Origin of the sequence: Kineococcus indalonis (assembly GCF_009906395.1) — a bacterium.
Classification (GTDB): domain Bacteria; phylum Actinomycetota; class Actinomycetes; order Actinomycetales; family Kineococcaceae; genus Kineococcus; species Kineococcus indalonis.
In genome coordinates this window covers 1-20,378 of record NZ_JAAALM010000019.1, presented here as the reverse complement: position 1 = coordinate 20,378, position 20,378 = coordinate 1, and the positions used below count along the sequence as shown (strand labels likewise).

The following is a 20,378-nucleotide window of genomic DNA, read 5'->3' as shown; positions in this document are numbered from 1 at the left end:
GTGCTCGGCACGGGGCCTCCTTCCCGGGGGAGCGGTCAGTCGGGCAGGGGGGTGGCGTCCCGCACGGCGGCGGTGAGCCGGTCCAGCAGGGCCGCGGCGCGCTCGGCGCCGGCGCGCCCGTCCTCGCCGAGCGGGGCGAGCGCGGCGCCCAGGGGCGCGGCCAGGGCGCGGCGGTGCTCGGCCAGGGCCCGCGCGCCGCGCTCGGTGAGGGAGACCAGGACGGCGCGGGCGTCGTCGGGGTCGGTGGTGCGGGTGAGCAGGCCGGCGTCGGCGCAGCGGGCGACCAGGGCGGTCGTGCTCGGCTGCGCGCTGCCCTCCAGGGCGGCCAGCCGGCTGACGCGCAGCGGTCCGCGGCGCTGCACGGTGCCGAGCAGGCGGCCCTGGGCGGGCGAGAGCGGGGTCGGCGCGGCCGCGGCGGTGGCGGCGCGGGTCAGCTCCGAGCAGGCGACGAGGAGCCGGGTGGCCAGCTGCTCGTCAAGTTGCATAGGGACACTATATGACCGTGCGCGCCGCCCGTCCACCCGCGGCCGGGGAGGTGGCAGCACGGCGCGGGGCGTGGTGAGGTGGAGCGGTGGACGCAGCAGCGGGCAGCGAGCAGGACCGGCCGGCGGACGGACCGCCCGCCACGGGCGACGAGGACCGCCGCGGCCCGGACCGGCGCAAGCTCATCGACCTCACCCGCGCCGAGCGCGGCGAGCCCGAGCGGCGCCGCTTCGTCGGCGTCGACCGCCGCTCGCCCGGCCCGCAGACGCCCGTGCCCGAGCTGGAGGACGACCAGGACGTGCCCCCGCGCCCGGAGGAGGACGCCGCCGACGCCGGTGAGGACCGCCGCTGAGCGGCCCGCACCGGCACCGGCTCACGCCAGGGCGCTGAACGCCTCCACGTCCCGGATCTGACCGGAGACGATGATCACGTCCTCCGCGGACAGCACCGTCCCCGGCGTGGCGTACGTGAAGCCCTCCCCGGGCCGGTGGTGCGCCACCACCGTCACCCGGTACGTGCTGCGCAGCTTCGCCCCGGCCAGCGTCTGGCCCACCAGCGGCGTGGGCGCCACCGTCTTGGCCATGGCGTAGCCGTCCTCGAACTCGATGTAGTCCAGCATCCGGCCGCGCACCAGGTGCGCCACCCGCATGCCCATCTCGTGCTCGGGACGGATCACCTTGTGCGCGCCCAGCTGCGTGAGGATCCGGGCGTGCGACTCGCTGATCGCCTTCGCCCACACGTTGCGGATGCCGAACTGCAGCAGCGTCGAGACCGTCAGGATGCTCGCCTCGAGGTTCGTGCCGATGCCCACCACGGCCCGGTCGAACTCGTGCACCGACAGCTGCCGCAGCGCCTCCTCGCGCGTGGAGTCGGCCACCACCGCGTGCGTGAGCTGCCCGGCCAGCTCGTCGACGAGCTTGGGGTCGCTGTCGATGCCCAGGACGTCGACCTGCCCGTCCTCCATCAGCTCCAGCGCCAGCGACCGGCCGAACCGGCCCAGGCCGATGACCACCACCGACCGCGGGCGTGCGAGCGCGGACCTCCTAGCCAATGATCGGCCTCCCTTCGGGGAACTCGTAGGCGCGACCGCGCTCGCGCAGGGCGAGCGCGGCACCCAGGGTGATCGGCCCCAGGCGGCCGAGGAACATCAGCCCCGCCAGGATGACCTGGCAGGAGTCCGGCAGCTGCACCAGCAGCCCCGAGGACAACCCGACGGTGGCGAAGGCGGACACCACCTCGAACAGCACCTGGTCCACCGGCGCACGGGTCAGCTCCACGATCACCAGCGTCGCCAGCACGACCACCGCCACCGAGACCAGCGCCACCGTCAGCGCCTGCCGGTACACGCGGTCCGGCACGGTGCGCCCGAACACCGCCACGCTGGGCTCGCCGCGGAACTCCGCGAACACCACCACCAGCAGCAGCGCGAACGTCGTCACCTTGATGCCGCCGGCGGTGCTCGCCGAGCCGCCGCCGATGAACATCAGCACGTCCATGACCAGCCACGACCCGCCGTTCATCTGCGTGATGTCGACGGAGTTGAAGCCCGAGCTGCGCGTGGCGGTCGTCTGGAACAGCCCCGCCAGCGGCCGGGACCACCAGTCCAGCGCCCCCAGCGTCGCCGGGTTGCGCCACTCGTTGACCGTGAGGAACACCCAGCCGAACACCAGCAGCGCCGCCGTCGTCGTCAGCGTCAGCTTCGTGTGCAGCGACCACTGCCGCGGCCGGTGGAAGCGCCGGCGCAGCTCCAGCAGCACCGGGAACCCCAGCCCGCCCAGGGTGCCGGCCACCATGACGGGCACGCACATCCACGGGTCGGCGACGAAGCCGGTCATGCTGTCCGAGCGCAGCGCGAAGCCGGCGTTGTTGAACGAGGACACGGCCAGGAAGCCGCCCTCCCACGCCGCCTCCCCGAAGGAGGCGCCGTAGCCGGCCACCAGGCGCGAGGTCAGCGCCACCGCCGTCAGCAGCTCCAGCAGCAACGAGACCCGCACGACGCCCAGCAGCACCGCGCGCACGTCGCCCAGCTCCAGCCCGCGCGACTCCGTGGCCGTGAGCATCCGCGAGCGCAGCCCCAGCCGGCGGGAGGCGAAGACCCCCAGCAGCGAGGCCGACGTCATGATCCCGAACCCGCCGACCTGCGCCAGCGCCAGGATGACGACCAGCCCGAACACCGACCAGTGCTCGCGGGTGTCGACGACGACGTGGCCGGTGACGCACAGGGCGCTGACCGCGGTGAACAGCGCGTCGACGAACGCCGCGTTGCCCGGCCCGCGCCGGGCCACCGGCAGCCACAGCAGCGCGGTGCCGAGCACGACGACGGCCGCGAACGCCAGCGCCACGACCTGCGCCGGGTGCCTCGTCAGCCGGCGGCGGCCGGGGAGCGTCCCTGTGGGGTCCACCACCTGCACTGCCTCCGCTCGACGGGGCCCGCGTCCGGCCCGGTGGTGATCAGGCTAGGGCAGCCGGGGGCCCGCGCCCGGCCGGCGCCCGGCGCGCGGGGGCCGTCCGGGGGTCGTTCAGGTGCCGTCGAGCTCCTCGCCGGGCACCTCCAGCAGCTCCAGCAGGTCCTCGCGGCCGAAGAAGCGCGCCGACTCCAGCGCGCTGGGGCTGCCCAGGTAGGGGTCGGCGTCGGCGGCCACGAGCGCGGCCACCAGGTCGCGGCGGCCGTTGACGACCGCCGCCGCCAGCGGCGTCTTGCCGTGCGCGTCGACCGCGTCCGGGTCGCTGCCGCGCTCCAGCAGCGCCCGCACCGTGGACTCGTGGCCGTGGTAGGCGGCCAGCATCAGCAGGCAGTCGCCCCGCGAGTCGGTGGAGTCCACCGGCACGCCCGCGTCCAGGTACGCGCACAGCTCGCGCGTGCGGCCCTGCCGGGCCGCCTCGAACACCCGGTGCGCCAGCTCCAGGGCGCGCTCCTCGCCGGCGTCGGCGGGCCCCACGGGCTCGGCCCAGCGCCCACCGTCCTCGCCCAGCCCGGTCACGGCGCCAGGGTAGGACCGCCGCGCCCGCCGTGCACACCCTCGCGCGCCCCGGGCGCGGCGGCGCGCCGGGGCGCTCGGGGGCGCTCAGCCCTCCTCGAAGACCGTCTCCACCGTGTGCATCGCGGTGCTCAGCCCGGCCAGGTAGGCGCGGGAGACCTCGTACACCGCGTGCCCGGCCTCGCCCACCCGCACCGGGTCGTCCTCCTCGTAGGACAGCACCGCGCGCAGCGCCCGGCCGGCCGCGCCGCGGCCCTCCAGCAGCGCCGCCCGCACCGACAGCGCCACGCCCGTCGTCTCGGCCAGCTCGTCCTCGGCCAGGCCCAGCACCGCCGAGACCCCCGACAGCAGGCCCACCGTGTACGCCACGTCCGCGTCCGCCGGCGCCAGCCGCGCGCACGCCCCGGCGCGCGCCAGCACCGTCGTCAGCGACTCGGTGTCCACGCTGGTCACGCCGCCCAGCAGCATGAGCACCACCCACGAGCACAGCTGGCGCCGGCCCAGCAGCACGATCGCCTGCCGCAGCGAGGAGATCTCCTCGCGCGTGCCGGCGTAGGCGGAGGACACCGTGCGCAGCACCCGCAGGCTCAGGCCGGGGTCGGAGGCCACGAGCTGCTCGATCTCGCCGATCGGGGCGTCGCTGCCGGTCAGGGCCCGCACCAGCCGCAGGCACACCAGCTGCGAGGGCGTCAGGCTCACCGACTCCAGCGTCACCGGGCGCTGCAGGCCGTAGCCCTGGAAGAGGTCGCAGCCGGCCGCGGCGCACCGCTCGACCGCCGCGTCGTCCTCGACGCGCTCGACGACCACCAGCGCCGCGGGGTTCACCCGCCGCACCAGCGCCAGCACCTCCTCGAAGCGCTCGCCGGTCGCCTCCAGGTCGATCTTGACGTACTGCGCGCGCCGCACCGCCGGCAGGCGCTGCTCCTCGCCGGCGAAGTCGTCCACCGCGATCCGGTAGCCCCGCCCCTGCAGCCGCTCCAGGCCCGCCAGGACCTCCTCGTCGACCTCCACGTCCTCCAGCAGCTCCAGGACCACCTGGCGCGGGGAGCACGGCACCGGCAGCTCGCCGGTGAAGAAGCCGCGGGTCAGGTTGAGGAACAGCGGCTTGTCACCGGCGATCTGGCCCACGCCGAAGTCGCCGAAGGTGGCGCTGATGACCTGCGAGGTGGCGTGGTCCTGCTCGGCGCCGCCGGACAGGCCGGCGCTGGTGCCCCCGTGCGCCCGGAAGAGCAGCTCGTAGGCGACCAGGCGGCGCTGGGCGTCGTAGATGCCCTGCCGCCCCACGCGCACGGTGGCGACGCCGGCGCCGGCGCCCTCCTCGCCGCCGGGCGGGCACACGTCGGCGCGGGACCGCGCGGTCACCGCGCGGCCCCCGCGCCGGTGGCGGCCCCGGCCGCCCGCGTGGTGCTCTCCACGTCGTCCTCTACGGCTGCCCGGGCCCGCACCTGAAGCCCCCTGCGCGCGGGGCTGGGCCGAACGGGTGCCGCGCGGGGCGCGGGCGCGGCCGTCGGCACCGCCGCCTCACACGGGGGTGCGGTGGAAGCGGGCCGCCGAGCGCGAGGGGGTGGGCCCGCGCTGGCCCTGGTAGCGCGAGCCGGACGCCCCGCTGCCGTAGGGGTCCTGCGCGGGGGAGGACAGCCGGAAGAAGCACAGCTGGCCGATCTTCATGCCCGGCCACAGCGTGATCGGCAGCGTCGCCACGTTGGACAGCTCCAGCGTCACGTGCCCGGAGAAGCCGGCGTCGATGAAGCCGGCCGTGGAGTGCGTCAGCAGCCCCAGCCGCCCCAGGCTGGACTTGCCCTCCAGGCGGGCGGAGACGTCGTCGGGCAGCGTGACCACCTCGTAGGTGGAGGCCAGCACGAACTCGCCCGGGTGCAGGATGAACGCCTCGTCCGGCTCGACCTCCACCAGCCGCGTCAGCTCCGGCTGCTCCTGCGCCGGGTCGATCACCGAGTACTTGTGGTTGTCGAACAGCCGGAAGAAGCGGTCGATGCGCACGTCGACGCTGGAGGGCTGGACCATCGACGGCTCGTACGGGTCGAGGACCACGCGCCCGGCGTCCAGCTCGCGGCGGATGTCGCGGTCGGAGAGCAGCACGCCGCCACGGTACCGCCGCCCGCCACCCCCACCGCCGCGTGCGCGAGCCGGCGGCCGCGGGGACGGGCTGGACCACGCCGCGGCGTCCGTTACAGTGGTGCCGTCCCGGCGAGCGCTGCCGGGTCACGCGGGTGTAGTTCAATGGTAGAACTTCAGCTTCCCAAGCTGATAGCGCGGGTTCGATTCCCGTCACCCGCTCAGGGACGAAGGCCCCGGTCCGGTGGACCGGGGCCTTCGTCGTGCCGGGGACGCACCACCGGCCCACCGCGAAAACCCCTGCCGCCGCCGGCGCCCGCGCGCGACGATGCCCGCGGGCACCGGGAGCACCGGCTCCCGGCCCGGGAGGGGGCGTCGTGCTGACGATCGGGATGCTGGGCGGGATGAGCTGGGAGTCCAGCGCGGAGTACTACCGCCTGGTCAACGAGCTGGTGCGCGAGCGCCTGGGCGGGCTGCACTCGGCCCGCTGCCTGCTGGCCTCGGTGGACTTCGCGGAGGTGGAGCGCCTGCAGGTCGCGGGGGAGTGGGGGGCGGCCGGGCGGCTGCTGGCCGAGCGCGCCGCCGGGCTGCAGGCCGGCGGCGCGGACCTGCTGCTGCTGTGCACCAACACGATGCACGAGGTCGCCGGCGCGGTGCAGGCGGCGGTGGGCATCCCGCTGCTGCACATCGTCGACACCACCGCCGCCGCCGTGCGCGCCGCGGGCCTGCACCGGGTGGGGCTGCTGGCCACGGCGTTCACGATGGAGCGCGACTCCTACCGGGAGCGGATGGCCGGGCACGGCGTGGAGGTCCTCGTGCCCGGCCCCGAGCAGCGCGAGCTGGTCCACCGCGTCATCTACGACGAGCTGTGCCTGGGGGTCGTCGACGACGGCTCGCGCGCCCGCTACCGCGAGGTCATCGCCGACCTCGTCGCCGCCGGCGCGCAGGGCGTCGTGCTGGGCTGCACCGAGATCGAGCTGCTCATCGGCCCGGGCGACTCCCCGGTGCCGGTCTTCCCCAGCACCCGCCTGCACGTCGAGGCCGCCGTCGAGCGGGCCCTGGCCGCCGAGCCCGCCGCCGAGCCCGCCGCCGAGCCCGCCGCCGAGCCCGCCGCCGAGCCCGCCGCGCCGGCCCGCTGAGCCGGGCCAGCCGGTGGTGAGCAGCCCCACCACCGGCGGCGTTGCCCGCGCCGCCGGGCGTGGGAGACCCTGGTGGTGAGCCCAGCACAGCTCTCGGACGAGGGGTGCCGTACCCGACCAGCGACAAGACGGCACCGGGAGGTCCCGTCGTGTCCTGGTCCGTCCTGGTCCTGTCCGGTGTCCTGGAGGCGGTGTGGGCCACCGCCCTGGACCGCTCCCAGGGCTTCACCCGGCCCTGGCCCAGCGCCGTCTTCGCCGTCGCCCTCGCCGCGAGCATGGCGGGGCTGGCGCTCGCGATGCGCGAGCTGCCGGTGGGCACCTCCTACGCGGTGTGGGTGGGCATCGGCGCGGTGCTGACCGTCGCCTACGCGATGCTCACCGGCGCGGAGCCCTTCTCCGCGCTGAAGGTGCTGTTCCTCGCCGGCATCGTCGGCTGCGTCGTCGGCCTCAAGCTGGTGCACTGAGCGGTGCGCCGGGCCCGGCCGCCAGGGTGGCCAGCGCGCGCCGCCCCCGCCGCGCCGCGGCGTCCGCGGCGGCGCCGGTGACGCCGGCCGCGCCCAGGCAGGCGCGGGCCACCTGCTCGGCCAGCCCGGCGCGCCGCGGCAGCGCGGTGACCATCTCCACCAGGTGCAGGCACGCCGCGCCGAGCACCTCCGCCGGCACCGGGTGCCCGCCCGGCGCGGCGGCCGCGGCCAGCTCGGCGTAGACGCCCCGCAGCTGCTCGCGCTGCTCGCGGAACGGCGCGAACACCGGGTGCCGGCGCACCTCCGGCGCCAGGTACAGCGCGCCCACGCCCGCCGGCCCGGCCAGCAGGGTGCCCACGTCCACCACGACCAGGGCGTGCAGGGCCGCCGCCGGGTCCCCGGCCGCGGCGCGCACCGCCCCGGCGAGGTCCAGGGTGGGCCGCACCGACGCCTCCAGCAGCTCCAGCAGGATCTCGTCCTTGCCGGCGAAGTGGTGGTAGAGCGAGGCCTGGCGGACGCCGACCCGCTCGGCGATGGCGCGCGTGGAGGTCCCGGCGTAGCCGGACTCGCTGAACAGGGCGGCGGCCGCGTCCAGGACCTCCTGCCGGGGCGTGCGGGAGGTGTCCTGCGCCCCCCGGGCCCTGGGGCGGCCGACGCGGTTGCCGCTCACCGTGCCGATGGTGCCACGGCCCGCTCGCGCCGGGCGGCCAGGGCGGCCGGCCAGGAGCCGTGGTGGGTGATGTCCTCCGCGCCGGCGGTGGCGGCCGGCTCGGCGAGGAAGCTGCGCACCGTGCGCCCGTCCTCCAGCACGGCCGCGCCCAGCGCCATCGGCTGCGGCACCGCGGCGGCGAGGGCGCCGAAGCCGGAGGCGGGCAGGCGCCACACCTCGCCCGCCACGGCCGCGCCCGACTCGCCCTCGGCGCAGCGCACCAGCCCCGGCTTGGGCGGCACGGTGTCCAGCGCGAACAGCCGGTAGCGCCCGCTGGTGCGGGCCGGGCCCACCGGGCTGGCGCCCGCCGCGACCAGCTCGTGGTTGAGGGGCTGGCCCGACAGGTGGGCGCCGACGACGAACAGCTCCACCACCGGGTCCGCCAGGCGCTGCGCCAGCTGCGCCAGGACCCGGTCGCTGAACGCCGGGCCGGTGAGCATGACGCCGAACGGCAGCCCGGCCACGGTGCCGGCGGGCACGGCCAGGGAGGCCATGTCGAGCAGGTTCGCGAAGTTGGTGAAGCGGCCCATGCGGGCGTTGGCGCCCACCGGGTCGGCGGCCACCTGCGCGATCGTGGGGTGCCACGTCGTCGTCGGGGTCAGCAGCGCGTCGGTGCCGGCCAGCGCGGCGCGCCCGGCCGCGCCCAGCTCGGCCAGGCGCTGCTGGTCGCGGAAGGCGTCCACGGCGCTGAAGGCCCGCCCGCCCAGCACGATCGCGGCGACGGTGGGGTCCAGGTCGGTGCCCACCAGCTCGGGGTGGGCGGCGACGTGCTCGCCCACCGCCAGCGTGCGCTCGGCGACGAACGCGCCGCCGTAGAGCAGCTGCGCCGCCTCCAGCAGCGGGGCGACGTCCACCTCGACGACCTCGGCGCCGCCGGCGCGCAGCACCTCGACCGCGGCGGCGAACGCCTCCGCCCAGCCGTCGGCGAGCCCCTCCAGGTGCTCGGCGGTGGGCACCGCCACGCGCGGGGCCGCCCCGGGCGCGGGCAGCGGGGCGCCGGTGCGGGCCAGGGGGTCCACGCCGTCCGGGCCCTCCAGCAGCTCGGCCGCGCGGCGGGCCAGGCCCAGCTCGCGGGCGAAGACGGTGACGCAGTCCAGGCTGCGGCAGGCGGGCACCACGCCGGTGGTCGGCACCAGGCCGCGGGTGGGCTTGACCCCGACGATGCCCTGCAGCGCCGCCGGCACGCGCCCGGACCCGGCGGTGTCGGTGCCCAGCGCGAGGTCGGCGAACCCCAGCGCCACGGCGACGGCCGAGCCGGAGCTGGAGCCGCCGGAGACGCGCTCGGGGTCGACCGCGCCGCGCACGGCGCCGTGGGGGCTGCGGGTGCCCACCAGGCCGGTGGCGAACTGGTCCAGGTTCGTCTTGCCGAGCACGACCGCCCCGGCGGCGCGCAGCCGCGCCACGGCGGTCGCGTCCGCCGCCGGCTCGTACGCGAACGAGGGCGCCCCGGCGGTCGTGGGCAGCCCGGCGACGTCGATGTTGTCCTTCACCGCCACCAGCGCGCCCGCCAGCGGCAGGGCGGGGTCCACCGCCGCCGCCTCGGCCAGCACCTCCTCCTGCGGGCGCAGCGCGATCCACACCTCGGGGCGGTCGGCCTCGGCGATGCGCGCGTAGGCGCGGCGCACGCGCCGGGCGAACCCCTCGTTCCCGAACCCGCCGTTCCCGAACCCGCCGTCCACGAAACTCCCGGTCACGCCGGCACCCCCGCCGTCGCCGCGTCGCGGTCGCCGCAGGCGCGCACCGAGAACAGCACCTGCCCGGCGCTGACCGCCTCGCCCGGTCGCACGTACACCTCGAGCACCTCCCCGGCCGCGGGGGCCGTCACCGCCGTCTCCATCTTCATCGCCTCCAGCGCCATGACGCGCTCGCCGTCGCCGACGCTCGCGCCCGCCCCCACCGACACCTGCCAGACGGTCGCGCCGAACGGCGCGGTGACCGCCAGCGCGCCCTCGGGCACCCGCACCGCCTCGGCGGCGGGCGCCGGGGCCGGCTCGGGCTTGACGTCGAACTCGCCCGAGGCGCGCCAGCGCTCCTTCTCCGCGGCGAACGCGGCCGCCTGGGTCGCGCGGAAGGCCGCGATCGAGCCGGCGTTCTCGGCCAGGAACCGCTCGTGGTCGGCCAGGGCGAAGACGCCCTCCTCCGTCTCGTACTCCCCGCGGCCGGCGTCGGTCTCCGCGCGCAGCTCCAGCAGCTCCTCGGCCGAGACCGGGTACCACTCGATGCGGTCGAAGAACCGCAGCGCCCACGGGTTCTCGCGGAACAGCCCGCCGCGGCGGAAGCGGTTCCACACCTGCACGGTCCGGCCGACGAACTGGTACCCGCCGGGCCCCTCCATGCCGTAGACGCACAGGTACGCGCCGCCGATGCCGACGGAGTTCTCCGCCGTCCAGGTGCGGGCCGGGTTGTACTTCGTGGTCACCAGGCGGTGGCGCGGGTCCAGCGGCGTCGCCACCGGGGCCCCGAGGTAGACGTCGCCCAGGCCGAGCACGAGGTACTGCGCGTCGAACACCGTGCGCCGCACGTCCTCCACCGAGCCCAGGCCGTTGACGCGCCGGATGAACTCGATGTTCGAGGGCGTCCACGGGGCGTCGTCGCGCACGCCGGCCACGTACCGCTCGATGGCCAGCTTCGTGGCCGGGTCGTCCCACGACAGCGGCAGGCGCACCCGGCGGGAGGGCACGACCAGGTCGTCGGTGGCGGGCAGCTCCTCCTCCAGCTCGCGCAGCAGCCCCAGCACCTGACCGGCGCGCAGCACCGAGGAGTCGGTGTGCACCTGCAGCGAGCGGATGCCCGGGGTGATGTCCAGCACGCCGGCGGGGCGGTGCTCCTCCAGGGCGGCCATGAGGGCGTGCACGCGCATGCGCAGACCCAGGTCGAGGACCTGCTCGCCGTACTCGGCGAGGACGTTGTCGTCGCCGTCGCGGCGGTAGGTGACGGACGGGCGGCCGGGCCGGCCGGGCAGCCCGCCCAGGACGCCGTCGTCGCCGTCGCCGCCGGCGATGCCCACCAGGGCCCCGCCGCTCGCGGCGGCCGCCAGGGCGCGCGCGGGCTCGGCCGCCTCAGCCTCGCGCACCGGCACGAAGCGCACGGTGTCGCCCGGGCGCAGCTGCCCCACCTTCCACAGGTCGCCGCTGGCGACGACCGCGGGGCAGACGAACCCGCCCAGGCTGGGCCCGTCCGGGCCCAGCACGATCGGGGTGTCGCCGGTGAAGTCGACGGCGCCCACGGCGTAGGGGGTGTCGTGGATGTTGGAGGGGTGCAGGCCCGCCTCGCCGCCGTCGGCGCGCGCCCAGCGCGGGCGCGGGCCGATCAGCCGCACGCCGGTGCGCGCGGAGTTCAGGTGCACCTCGTAGGCGGTGGCGTAGAACTCGTCCAGGTCGGCGCGGGTGAAGAAGTCCGGCGCCGCGTGCGGGCCCTCGGTGACGGCGATGCGCCAGGCGGAGGTGTACTCCGGGCGCCGCGCCTGCGGGGTGGGACCGGCGACGGGGGCGGTGCCGGGGCCCTCGGGCGCGCCGGGGCGCAGCACGTCCCCGGCCTGCAGGGCGCGCCCGCCGTGACCGCCGAACCCGCCGAGGGTGAACGTGGAGGCGCTGCCCAGGTACTCGGGCACGTCCAGGCCGCCGCGCACGGCGATCGCCAGGCGCAGGCCCGGCCCGGTGGCCGTGCCGACGGCGAGCACCGAGCCCGCCGGCACGGCCACCGGCTCCCACATCGGCACCGCGGCGCCGTCGACGGTGACCTCGGCGGGCGCGCCGGTGACGCAGACGACGGAGGCGGTGGAGAAGCGCAGCGTCGGCCCGGTGGCGGTGACCTCCAGCCCGGGGGCGCCGGCGGGGTTGCCCACGGCCAGGTTCGCCTCGCGCAGCGAGAGCGGGTCGAAGGGCCCCGAGGGCGGAACGCCGACCTGCCAGTGCCCGAGCCGGCCGGGCAGGTCCTGCACGGTGGTCATCGCCCCGGGGGCCAGGACGTCGATGCGCGGGTCGGGGTCCTCGGTGACGTCCAGGGTGGAGGTGCAGTGGGTGGCCGAGCGCAGCGGCGCGTCCGCGGCCAGGTGCCGCAGCAGCCCGAGGTTGGTCACGACCCCGTCGACGCGGCTCCCCGCCAGGGCCTCGCCGAGCAGGTCCAGGGCCGCGTCGCGGGCGGGCGCGACGGCGACGACCTTGGCCAGCATGGGATCGTAGTGGGGGGTGACCTCCAGGCCGGTCTCGATCCAGCCGTCCACGCGCACCCCGGGCAGCTCCGGGAACCGCGCGCGGGTGACCAGCCCGGTGCTGGGGGCGTTGCCGCGCCCGGGGTCCTCGGCGTACACGCGGGCCTCCACCGCGACGCCGCGGGCCTCCCAGCGCCGCGCGAAGACGTCGTCGACGGCGCCGGCGCCGTCGCGCGCCAGGCGCAGCATGAGGTCGACGAGGTCCACGCCGTAGGCGAGCTCGGTGACGGGGTGCTCCACCTGCAGGCGGGTGTTCACCTCCAGGAACGCGGCCTCCTCGCGCACCGGGTCGTAGATGAACTCCACGGTGCCGGCCGAGCGGTAGGACACCGAGGCCGCCAGGTCGGCGGCGGTGCCGGCGATCCGCTCGCGCACGTGCCCGGGCAGGCCCGGGGCCGGGGCCTCCTCGACGACCTTCTGGTTGCGCCGCTGCAGGGAGCAGTCGCGGTCGCCCAGGACGGCCACGCGCCCGGCGCCGTCGCCGAACACCTGCACCTCCACGTGGCGGGCCGGGCGCACCAGCCGCTCCAGGAACACCCCGGCGGAGGAGAAGTTCGCCCGCGCCAGGCGCACCACGCGGTCGTGGGCCCCGCGCAGCTCGTCCGCGTCCGCGCACGCCTGCATGCCGATCCCGCCGCCGCCGCCGGTGGCCTTGAGCATGACGGGGAAGCCGATCGACTCCGCGGCCGCGACGGCCTCGTCCACCGAGGCCAGCAGCCCGGTGCCCGCCAGCAGCGGCACCCCGGCGGCGGCGGCCAGCTCGCGCGCGGTGTGCTTGCTGCCGAACGCGGTGATCTGCTCCGGGGTCGGCCCGACGAACGCCAGCCCGGCGGCCTCGCAGCCGCGGGCGAAGTCCACGTTCTCCGAGAGGAACCCGTACCCGGGGTGCACGGCGCCCGCGCCGCTCGCCGCGGCGGCCTCCAGCAGGGCGTCGGCGCGCAGGTACGACTCGCGCGCCGGGGCCGGGCCCAGGCGCACCGCGGTGTCGGCCTCGCGCACGTGGGGGGCGGCGCGGTCGGCGTCGGAGTACACCGCCACCGTGCGCAGGCCCAGCGCGCGCGCGGAGCGCAGGATCCGCCGGGCGATCTCGCCGCGGTTGGCGACGAGCAGGGTGTCGAAGCTCATGTCACTCCTCCGGCGCGGTGACGAGCATCCGCAGCGGTGTGGGGTCGAAGTCGTTGCACGGGTTGTTGACCTGCGGGCAGTTGCTGACGATCACCAGGACGTCGACGTCGGCGCGCACGGCCACGCGCTTGCCGGGCGCGGAGATGCCGTCGACGATGCCGAGGGAGCCGTCGGGCTCCACGGGCACGTTCATGAACCAGTTGAGGTTCGAGACCAGGTCGCGCGCGCCCAGGCCGTGCCGGGCGGCCTCGGCGAGGAAGTTCTCCCGGCAGCCGTGCTGGTGGGCGGTGTGGTGCCCGTAGCGCAGGGTGTTGGACTCCTTGCCGCAGGCGCCGCCGATGGTGTCCTGGCGCTCCACCTCGTTGCCGACCACGGTCATCAGCGCGGTGCCGAACTGGCTGCGCAGCACCGTGCCGGTGCGCACGTACGCGTTGCCCTGCCAGGCCAGGGTGTCCGGCACGCTGTAGCGCTCGCTGCGGTCGGCGTCGGCGAAGACGAGGCAGTCGGCGGACTGGTTGCCGCCGACGTCGACGATCGTCAGCACGTGCCCGGCGGGCACGACCGCCGACCACGGCGCGCGGGGGGCCACGCGGTCGTCGCGCACGAGGCGGCCGGGCACCAGGGGCGAGCCCCAGTCCAGCCGCCCGCTGCGCGAGGGGGTCTCGGTGCCGGTGCTCACAGTCCTCGCGCCTCCGCGTGGTCCAGGGTGTTCAGGTAGGCCCGGTGCAGCTCGGGGGTGGCGGTGAACCGCTCGTCACCGGGGCCGGTGGGCGCCGAGCGCCACGCGTGCACGCGCAGCGGCCCGACGGTGAACCGCGGTCGGGGGTCCAGCGGGTGCGCGGTGTTCGCCACCAGCACGACCAGCGGCAGCTCGGCGAGCAGGTCCACCGAGGTGCCCGGCCCCGCCGAGCCCAGCCAGCGGAAGCCGCCGTCCGGCTCCACCCGCACGCCCTGGAAGAACGACACGCTGGGGGCCAGGTCGCGCGGGCCCAGGCCGTGCTTGGCTGCGGCCAGCGTGAGCAGCGAGCGCCCCGAGGGGCTGGGGCCCTCCGGCGCGGCGTCGCCGTACTTGCGCACGTTCCACGCGTCGGAGGTGGTGCCGCAGAACGCGTCGTGCCGGCCGGAGCCGTCGGCCACCACGCTGGCCAGCACCCGCCCGTCCCCGGACAGCAGCGGGTGGCCCTGCCCGAGGTATGCCTGCCACGGGACCTTCTGCGTGTCGGCGACGTTCAGGCGCTCCCACGGCGCGAGCGCGGAGAAGAGCAGCACGTGCGCGCAGGCGTCGCCGGTGACGTCGGTGAACCGCAGCCGGGTGCCGCGCGCCAGGACCTTGGAGGTGTACCCGCCCGGCGCCACGGTCTCGGCCCAGGTCAGGGCCGCCGGGTCCACGTCGGCCGGGGCGTGCGGGGAGCTGGAGGCGGGCAGGTGCGGCATCCAGTCGGCGCCGGCGCCCGCCCGGGCGCGGGCGTCCTCGCGGGCCGCCAGGACGGTCGAGGTGTCGCGGTTCACGCGCTCTCCTCCACGGGTTCGGGGGAACGGGGGGCGACCTGCAGGGCGCCCAGGACGATGGCGCCGCCGTGGCGGACCCGGTTGCGCCGGTGCACGAGCGCGCCGACGGCGAGCGTGCCGGCGATGAACAGCACCGCGCTGTGCCGCAGCCACCAGGTGCCCCCGGTGAGGTCGTAGACCTCTGCGCGCGGCCAGGCCAGGTTGACGACCATGGCGACCTGGTAGGCGACGGCCACGGCGTTGACGGCCACGCCCCAGCGCCCCAGCGAGAACAGCGGCCGGCCGTGCTCGTCCACGCCACCGGCCAGCCCGCGGTGGCGCACGCGGTGCACCAGCAGCGGGACGGTCACGCCCAGGTAGGCCAGGTAGATCATCGCGATGCACAGGCTGGCCAGGGCGGTGAACACCGCGCTCTGGTGCCAGTTCACCGCCAGCGCCAGCGCGGCGCCGGCGCCGACGACCACGGAGGCGCCCACGGGGCTGCCGGTGCGCGGCGAGACGCGGCCGAGGACCCCGGAGAACGGCACGGCGCGCTCGCGGGCCATCGAGTACAGCATCCGCGAACCGGCGGTCTGCACCGCCAGGGTGCACACGACCACGGCGGCGACCACGGAGACCAGCAGGATCCGCCCGGGCACGTCGCCCAGGCGGGAGAGCAGCACGTGCGCCAGGCCCTGCTCGGCCAGCGACCCGTCGGTCAGGCTGGGCGCGGCGACCAGGCCGCCGAGCAGCAGCAGCATCCCGCCGACGCCGGAGAGGACCAGGGCGCGCACGATGGTGCGCGGCGTCGTGGCCCGCGGGTCGCGCGTCTCCTCGGCCAGCTCACCGGCGGAGTCGAAACCCACCATGACGTAGGCCGCCATCAGCGAGCTGGCCAGCCACAGGTACGTGTAGTCCCCCTCGCCCGCACCGGTCGTGGTGGCGACCACGGCCGGGCCGCGCTCGGCCAGGAGCAGCAGCGCGACGACCGCGGCCACCACGCCGGCGATCTCGATGGCCACGCCGACGGAGGTCACCACCGCCATGAGCCGCACGCCCACGACGTTGACCAGCGTCGTCAGGACCAGCAGCGCGATGCCCAGCAGCACCGCGTTCTGCGCCCCGGTGGTGGAGGTGGGCGAGCTGTCCGCGCCCGGGCCGCCGACGAGCTGGAAACCCGTCCAGATCGTCGGCAGCACCGCCTGCAGCGCGATGGCCGCCGTCGCGACGGTGAGGACCTGCCCGACCACCATCACCCAGCCGGTGAACCAGCCGAAGTCGGTGCCCGCCAGCCGGCTGGACCACTGGAAGATCGACCCGGAGATCGGGTACCGCGCGGCGAGCTCCGCGAAGCACAGCGCGACGAGCAGCTGCCCGGCGAACACGGTGGGCCAGGTCCAGAAGAACCCGGCGCCGCCGAAGCTGAAACCCAGCCCGAACAGCTGGAACACCGTGGTGAGGATGGAGACGAACGAGAAACCCGCGGCGAAGGAGGCGAACGGTCCGACGCTGCGGCGCAGGTGCTGGCCGTAGCCGAACGCCTGCAGGTCGTCGGCGGGGGCCCCGGCGGGCTGCGGCCGCTGCGGGCGGGTGGAGCGTGGTGCGGGGACGGTCATCGGTCGGCCCTTCTGCTGCACGCCGGTTCCTGTCGCTCGACAGGTAGTCGTGCCAGTCTGGCCGGGGCGCTGTTACGGAGGTGTTTCCCCGTTGTGAACTTCGGCGCCCGGGTGCGCAGCGCCGTCCCCCGCGCCACCGCCTGCGCCACCCCTGCGCCACCGCCTGCGCCACCGCCTGCGCCGGGACCCGGCACGCCCTAGGGTGACCGTGGCCGCCGGCGCCCGCCGGCGGCGGGCTCGACGACGACGTCGGAGGTGGGCGCGTGGCGCTGAAGGTGCTGTTCGTGGGGGGCACGGGGATCATCAGCTCCGCGTGCGCGGACCTGGCGGTGCGCCGCGGGGTGGACCTGACGGTCCTCAACCGCGGGGGGACCTCCTCCAAGCGGCCGCTGCCCGAGGGGGTGCACCAGCTCACCGCGGACGTGCGCGACAGCGCCGCGGTGCGCGAGGCGCTGCGCGGGCGCGAGTTCGACGTCGCCGTGGACTTCGTGGCGTTCACGCCCGAGCACGTCGCCGCCGACGTGGAGACCTTCCGCGGCCGGGTGGGGCAGTACTGGTTCGTCTCCAGCGCCTCCGCCTACCAGAAGCCCGTCGGGCACCTGCCCGTCACCGAGTCCACGCCCCTGGCGAACCCGTTCTGGGGGTACTCCCGCGACAAGATCGCCTGCGAGGAGCTGCTGACCCGCGCGTACCGCGAGGAGGGCTTCCCCGCCGCCGTGGTGCGCCCCAGCCACACCTACGACCGCACCTCGGTGCCCACCACGGACGGCGGGTGGACGGTGGTGGAGCGCATGCGCCGCGGCGCGCCCGTCGTCGTGCACGGCGACGGCACCTCGCTGTGGGTGCTCACCCACCACACCGACTTCGCGGCGGGGTTCGTCCCCCTGCTGGGCGAGCCCGCCGTCACCGGCGAGGCGGTGCACATCACCTCCGACGAGGCCCTCACCTGGGACGCGGTGCACCGCGCGCTGGCCCGCGCCGCCGGCGTGGACGACCCGCACCTGGTGCACGTGCCCTCCGAGGCCATCGCCCGCGAGGACCCCGAGCGCGGCGCCAGCCTGCTGGGCGACAAGGCGCACTCGGTGCTCTTCGACAACACCAAGCTCAAGCGGCTGGTGCCCGGCTTCGCGGCGGTCACCACCTTCAGCGCCGGGGCGCGCGAGATCGTCGAGCACCACGACGCGCACCCGGAGCTGCGCCGGGCGGACCCGGAGGCCGAGGCCCGGCACGACCGCCTGGCCGCCCGCTGGGGCTGAGCCGCCCCCGGCGGGCCCCCGCCCCGGCGCGCGCCGGGGCGGGGCGGCTGCTCAGGCCTCGCGGCCGTCGCGCCCGGCGCCCAGGCCGGGGGGCTGCTCGCCGAAGCTCTTGCGGTACCACACGGCCGCCTGGCGCTCCACGAGGAGGCGGGTCAGGCCGATGATCGCGCCGGAGGCCAGCGCCCAGGCGACGGCCTCCTTCCACGCCACGTCCGGGTCCTCCGGGTTGTCCGGCGGCGCCGACTTCGTGACGCTCACCCAGATCTTCTTCGTCAGGCGGCTGGCGACGCCGCTCGCCAGGATGCCGGCCCCGGGGCCGGCGAGCTTCCAGATGATCGAACCCATGGCCAGCACCCTGCCCTACAGCAGGTCCAGGAACCAGCGCAGCGCCGGCAGCAGCGCCGTGGCGGCGGCCCCGACGAGGGCGACGATGAGCACGACGGTGATCAGGCGCACCGCCCTGGAGGGGCCGCCGTCGGGCCCGCGGAGGTGTCGCAGCACGGTCCCATCCTCCCCGACGCCCGCGGCCGCTGCGGCGGGTAGGGTGTGGGCCGAACGACAGGGGAGCGCCGCAGGGCGCTGAGAGTGCGGGCAGCCGCAGACCCTCCAACCTGATCCGGTTAGCACCGGCGTAGGGAGTCGGGCCTTCCTCGACCCGCGGCGAGCAGCGCCGCGGGTCCCCCTCCTGCACCCAGGAGGTCCTCCGTGAGCACCACCCTCGACAAGGGCTCCGCCCGCCGCCGCGCGGCCCGCTGGCGCACCGTCGACATCGTCACCGCCGCCGTCCTCGGCGTCGCCTTCGGCGTCGTCTTCTGGGGCTGGGACCAGGCGTACAACGTCTTCAGCCCCGCCTTCAACGTCTTCCCCCCCATCGCCGGGCTCGTCGGCGGTGTGTGGCTGCTGCCGGCCGTCGTGGGCGCCCTCGTGGTGCGCCGCCCCGGCGCGGCGCTGCTGACCGAGCTGGTCGCCGCCACGGTGGAGGCCCTGCTGGGCAACCGGTGGGGCGCGGGCGTGCTGGTCTCCGGCGGCCTGCAGGGCCTGGGCGTGGAGATCGCCGTGGCGCTGTTCCTGTGGCGGCGCTGGAACCTGGGCGTCGCCGTCCTGGGCGGGGTGCTGGCCGCGTCGCTGGAGTCGGTGTACGAGTGGTCCGCCTACTGGGACTGGAGCGCCGGCTGGGACCTGCTGTACCTGCTCTTCTTCGCGCTCTCCGGCGCGCTGGTCGCCGGCGTCGGCGGCTGGGCGCTGGTGCGGGCCCTGGCGCGGGCCGGCGCCCTGTCCGCCTTCGCCGCGGGCCACGAGCACCGCGCCCGTGGCTGAAGCGGCCCCCGCGACCCCCGGGCCCGCGCCCGCCGCGCTGCGGGTGCGCGCCCTGGGCGTCACCCCGCCCGGCGCGGCGCGGCCGGTGCTGGCGGACGTGGACCTCGACGTGCCCGCCGGTCAGCGCGTGCTGCTGGCCGGGCCCAGCGGCTCGGGCAAGTCGACCCTGCTGCGCGCCCTCGCCGGCGTGCTGGAGGAGGGCGCCGGCGGCGAGCCCGCCGCCGCCGGCGAGGTGCTCGTCGGCGGCGGGCCCGCCCGCCCCGGCGCCGTGGGCCTGCTGCTGCAGGACCCCGTCGACGCCGTCGTGGCCGCCACCGCCGGGCGCGACACCGCCTTCGGCCCGGAGAACCTGGCCCTGGCGCGCGAGCAGGTGTGGGAGCGGGTGGCGCGGGCCCACGCCGCGGCCCGCTTCGACGCCGGGCGCGGGAGGGAGGTGGCGACCCTGTCCGGCGGGGAGCGCCAGCGCCTGGCGCTGGCCGGGGTGCTGGCGCTGCTGCCGGGCGTGCTGCTGCTGGACGAGCCGACGTCCATGCTCGACGCGCCCACCGCCGCCGCGGTGCGCGCCGCCGTGCTGGCCGCCGCCGCCGGGCGCACCCTCGTCGTCGTCGACCACGACCTCGCCGGGTGGGCCCCGCACGTGGACCGCGTCGTGCTGCTCGGCCGCGACGGCCGTCCCGTGGCCGACGGCCCGCCCGCCCGGGTGCTGGTGCCCGGCGCGGGCGGCGGCGAGCTGTGGCTGCCCGGAGCGCCCGCGCCGCGGCCCGTCGACGTGCCCGCCGGGCTGCTCGCCCCGCGCCGGGCGGTGGGCGGCGACGCCCTGACCGGCGAGCGGCTGGGCCTGGTGCGCCGGCGCCGCGGGCTGCGCCCGTCCCCGCCGGTCACCGTGCTGGCGGACGTGGACGTGCGGGTGCCCGCCGGGCGCACCACGCCCCTGGTGGGCGTCAGCGGCTCGGGCAAGTCCTCGCTGCTGGGGGTGCTGGCGGGCCTGACCCGCCCCACCTGCGGCGACCTGCGCGCGGCGCCGGACCTGGCCGGCGGGCTGCGCCCGCAGCCGTGGCGGTGGCGCTCGCCGGAGCTGGCCGCCCGCTCGGCGTGGGTGCCGCAGACCCCCGGGCACGCCTTCGTGCGCACCACCGCGCGCGCCGAGGCCGCCGCGACCGCCACGGCGCTGGGCCTGCCCGCCGAGCGCGCCGACGCGCTGCTGGAGCTGCTGGGGCTGGGGCACCGCGCCGACGTGGACCCCTTCCGCCTCTCCGGCGGCGAGCAGCGCCGCCTGGCGCTGGCGGGCGCGCTGGCCGCCGGCCCGGCGGTGCTGCTGGCCGACGAGCCGAGCGTGGGGCAGGACCGGCGCACCTGGGCGGTGGTGGCGGGCCTGCTGCTGGCCGCCGCCCGCGACGGCGCCGCCGTCGCCGTCAGCAGCCACGACGAGCCGCTGGTGCGCCGCCTGGACCCGGACGGCTCGGCCGCGGTGCGCCTGCACGCCGGCCGGCGCGTGCCGGGGGTGCCCGCGGGGGTGCCCG

20 protein-coding genes, 1 tRNA gene and 2 riboswitches are annotated in these 20,378 nt (G+C 76.9%); of the genes, 7 read left to right on the top strand and 14 right to left on the bottom strand.

Annotated elements, in window-relative coordinates; translation table 11 throughout:
• Window positions 1-35: 35 nt before the first annotated feature.
• Window positions 36-485 (bottom strand): MarR family winged helix-turn-helix transcriptional regulator, encoded by a 450-nt coding sequence (locus GTR00_RS02290; RefSeq protein WP_166610035.1) that lies wholly within the window; start codon window positions 483-485, stop codon window positions 36-38.
• 86 nt (window positions 486-571) lie between these two features.
• Between GTR00_RS02290 and GTR00_RS02285 the strand changes: the two genes are divergently transcribed.
• Window positions 572-835: a hypothetical protein gene (locus tag GTR00_RS02285; RefSeq protein WP_166610034.1), complete on the top strand. Its 264-nt coding sequence runs from the start codon at window positions 572-574 to the stop codon at window positions 833-835.
• Between the two features lie 21 nt (window positions 836-856).
• Here GTR00_RS02285 and GTR00_RS02280 read toward each other — a convergent pair whose 3' ends face one another.
• From GTR00_RS02280 to dcd, 5 genes are all read right to left on the bottom strand, one after another.
• Complete coding sequence (locus GTR00_RS02280; RefSeq protein ID WP_323132149.1) at window positions 857-1,498, bottom strand: potassium channel family protein; 642 nt, start codon at window positions 1,496-1,498, stop codon at window positions 857-859.
• 28 nt (window positions 1,499-1,526) lie between these two features.
• Window positions 1,527-2,888 carry a TrkH family potassium uptake protein gene (locus GTR00_RS02275; RefSeq protein ID WP_323132148.1) on the bottom strand — a complete coding sequence of 454 codons (1,362 nt, stop codon included), beginning with the start codon at window positions 2,886-2,888 and terminating at the stop codon, window positions 1,527-1,529.
• Window positions 2,889-3,002: 114 nt separating this feature from the next.
• Window positions 3,003-3,464, bottom strand: coding sequence for an ankyrin repeat domain-containing protein (locus tag GTR00_RS02270; RefSeq protein ID WP_323132147.1), 462 nt, complete (start codon window positions 3,462-3,464; stop codon window positions 3,003-3,005).
• A gap of 84 nt (window positions 3,465-3,548) precedes the next feature.
• A complete protein-coding gene (locus GTR00_RS02265; protein ID WP_166610032.1) occupies window positions 3,549-4,823 on the bottom strand; it encodes an EAL and HDOD domain-containing protein in 1,275 nt (424 codons plus the stop codon).
• A gap of 159 nt (window positions 4,824-4,982) precedes the next feature.
• The gene (gene dcd / locus GTR00_RS02260) at window positions 4,983-5,558 is read right to left on the bottom strand and encodes a dCTP deaminase (RefSeq protein ID WP_166610031.1); all 576 of its coding nucleotides are present in this window, start codon (window positions 5,556-5,558) and stop codon (window positions 4,983-4,985) included.
• Between the two features lie 127 nt (window positions 5,559-5,685).
• Here dcd and GTR00_RS02255 point away from each other — a divergent pair.
• The 3 genes from GTR00_RS02255 to GTR00_RS02245 all read left to right on the top strand — a co-directional run bounded on the left by GTR00_RS02255 (window position 5,686) and on the right by GTR00_RS02245 (window position 7,137).
• Window positions 5,686-5,756, top strand: a tRNA-Gly gene (locus GTR00_RS02255).
• A 155-nt stretch (window positions 5,757-5,911) separates the two neighbouring features.
• Window positions 5,912-6,673 carry an aspartate/glutamate racemase family protein gene (locus GTR00_RS02250; protein ID WP_166610030.1) on the top strand — a complete coding sequence of 254 codons (762 nt, stop codon included), beginning with the start codon at window positions 5,912-5,914 and terminating at the stop codon, window positions 6,671-6,673.
• Between the two features lie 74 nt (window positions 6,674-6,747).
• Window positions 6,748-6,811, top strand: a riboswitch (guanidine-III (ykkC-III) riboswitch).
• Window positions 6,812-6,822: 11 nt separating this feature from the next.
• Window positions 6,823-7,137, top strand: a complete 315-nt coding sequence (locus GTR00_RS02245) for a DMT family transporter (RefSeq protein WP_323132146.1) — start codon at window positions 6,823-6,825, stop codon at window positions 7,135-7,137.
• Here GTR00_RS02245 and GTR00_RS02240 read toward each other — a convergent pair.
• The 6 genes from GTR00_RS02240 to GTR00_RS02215 all read right to left on the bottom strand — a co-directional run bounded on the left by GTR00_RS02240 (window position 7,121) and on the right by GTR00_RS02215 (window position 16,285).
• Window positions 7,121-7,807: a TetR/AcrR family transcriptional regulator gene (locus tag GTR00_RS02240; protein WP_205704862.1), complete on the bottom strand. Its 687-nt coding sequence runs from the start codon at window positions 7,805-7,807 to the stop codon at window positions 7,121-7,123. The two genes, GTR00_RS02245 and GTR00_RS02240, sit on opposite strands and share 17 nt — an antisense overlap.
• Window positions 7,804-9,471 carry an allophanate hydrolase gene (gene atzF / locus GTR00_RS02235; protein WP_166610037.1) on the bottom strand — a complete coding sequence of 556 codons (1,668 nt, stop codon included), beginning with the start codon at window positions 9,469-9,471 and terminating at the stop codon, window positions 7,804-7,806. The genes GTR00_RS02240 and atzF overlap by 4 nt, the downstream gene beginning before the upstream one ends.
• A gap of 65 nt (window positions 9,472-9,536) precedes the next feature.
• A complete protein-coding gene (uca, locus tag GTR00_RS02230; protein ID WP_166610028.1) occupies window positions 9,537-13,181 on the bottom strand; it encodes an urea carboxylase in 3,645 nt (1,214 codons plus the stop codon).
• Between the two features lies 1 nt (window position 13,182).
• A complete protein-coding gene (locus GTR00_RS02225) occupies window positions 13,183-13,860 on the bottom strand; it encodes an urea amidolyase associated protein UAAP2 (protein WP_166610027.1) in 678 nt (225 codons plus the stop codon).
• On the bottom strand, window positions 13,857-14,690 hold the full coding sequence (locus tag GTR00_RS02220; protein WP_166610026.1) for an urea amidolyase associated protein UAAP1: 834 nt from the start codon (window positions 14,688-14,690) through the stop codon (window positions 13,857-13,859). The genes GTR00_RS02225 and GTR00_RS02220 overlap by 4 nt, the downstream gene beginning before the upstream one ends.
• Entirely contained in the window at window positions 14,687-16,285 is a 1,599-nt protein-coding gene (locus tag GTR00_RS02215) for an APC family permease (RefSeq protein WP_166610036.1), read from the bottom strand. The genes GTR00_RS02220 and GTR00_RS02215 overlap by 4 nt, the downstream gene beginning before the upstream one ends.
• 263 nt (window positions 16,286-16,548) lie before the next feature.
• Between GTR00_RS02215 and GTR00_RS02210 the strand changes: the two genes are divergently transcribed.
• A complete protein-coding gene (locus GTR00_RS02210; protein ID WP_166610025.1) occupies window positions 16,549-17,541 on the top strand; it encodes an NAD-dependent epimerase/dehydratase family protein in 993 nt (330 codons plus the stop codon).
• 51 nt (window positions 17,542-17,592) lie between these two features.
• Here the strand turns inward: GTR00_RS02210 and GTR00_RS02205 are convergent, their stop codons facing one another.
• Together GTR00_RS02205 and GTR00_RS02200 are read right to left on the bottom strand one after the other, a co-directional pair.
• Window positions 17,593-17,886 carry a DUF4235 domain-containing protein gene (locus GTR00_RS02205; RefSeq protein WP_166610024.1) on the bottom strand — a complete coding sequence of 98 codons (294 nt, stop codon included), beginning with the start codon at window positions 17,884-17,886 and terminating at the stop codon, window positions 17,593-17,595.
• Between the two features lie 15 nt (window positions 17,887-17,901).
• Complete coding sequence (locus tag GTR00_RS02200) at window positions 17,902-18,042, bottom strand: hypothetical protein (RefSeq protein WP_166610023.1); 141 nt, start codon at window positions 18,040-18,042, stop codon at window positions 17,902-17,904.
• A gap of 49 nt (window positions 18,043-18,091) precedes the next feature.
• Window positions 18,092-18,196: riboswitch (TPP riboswitch) on the top strand.
• Between the two features lie 50 nt (window positions 18,197-18,246).
• On the opposite strand from GTR00_RS02200, the gene GTR00_RS02195 reads away from it, so the two are divergent.
• Both GTR00_RS02195 and GTR00_RS02190 read left to right on the top strand, forming a co-directional pair.
• A complete protein-coding gene (locus GTR00_RS02195) occupies window positions 18,247-18,858 on the top strand; it encodes an ECF transporter S component (protein WP_166610022.1) in 612 nt (203 codons plus the stop codon).
• Window positions 18,851-20,378: ATP-binding cassette domain-containing protein (locus GTR00_RS02190; protein ID WP_166610021.1), on the top strand; the 1,528-nt coding region annotated here is incomplete at its 3' end. The genes GTR00_RS02195 and GTR00_RS02190, both read left to right, overlap by 8 nt.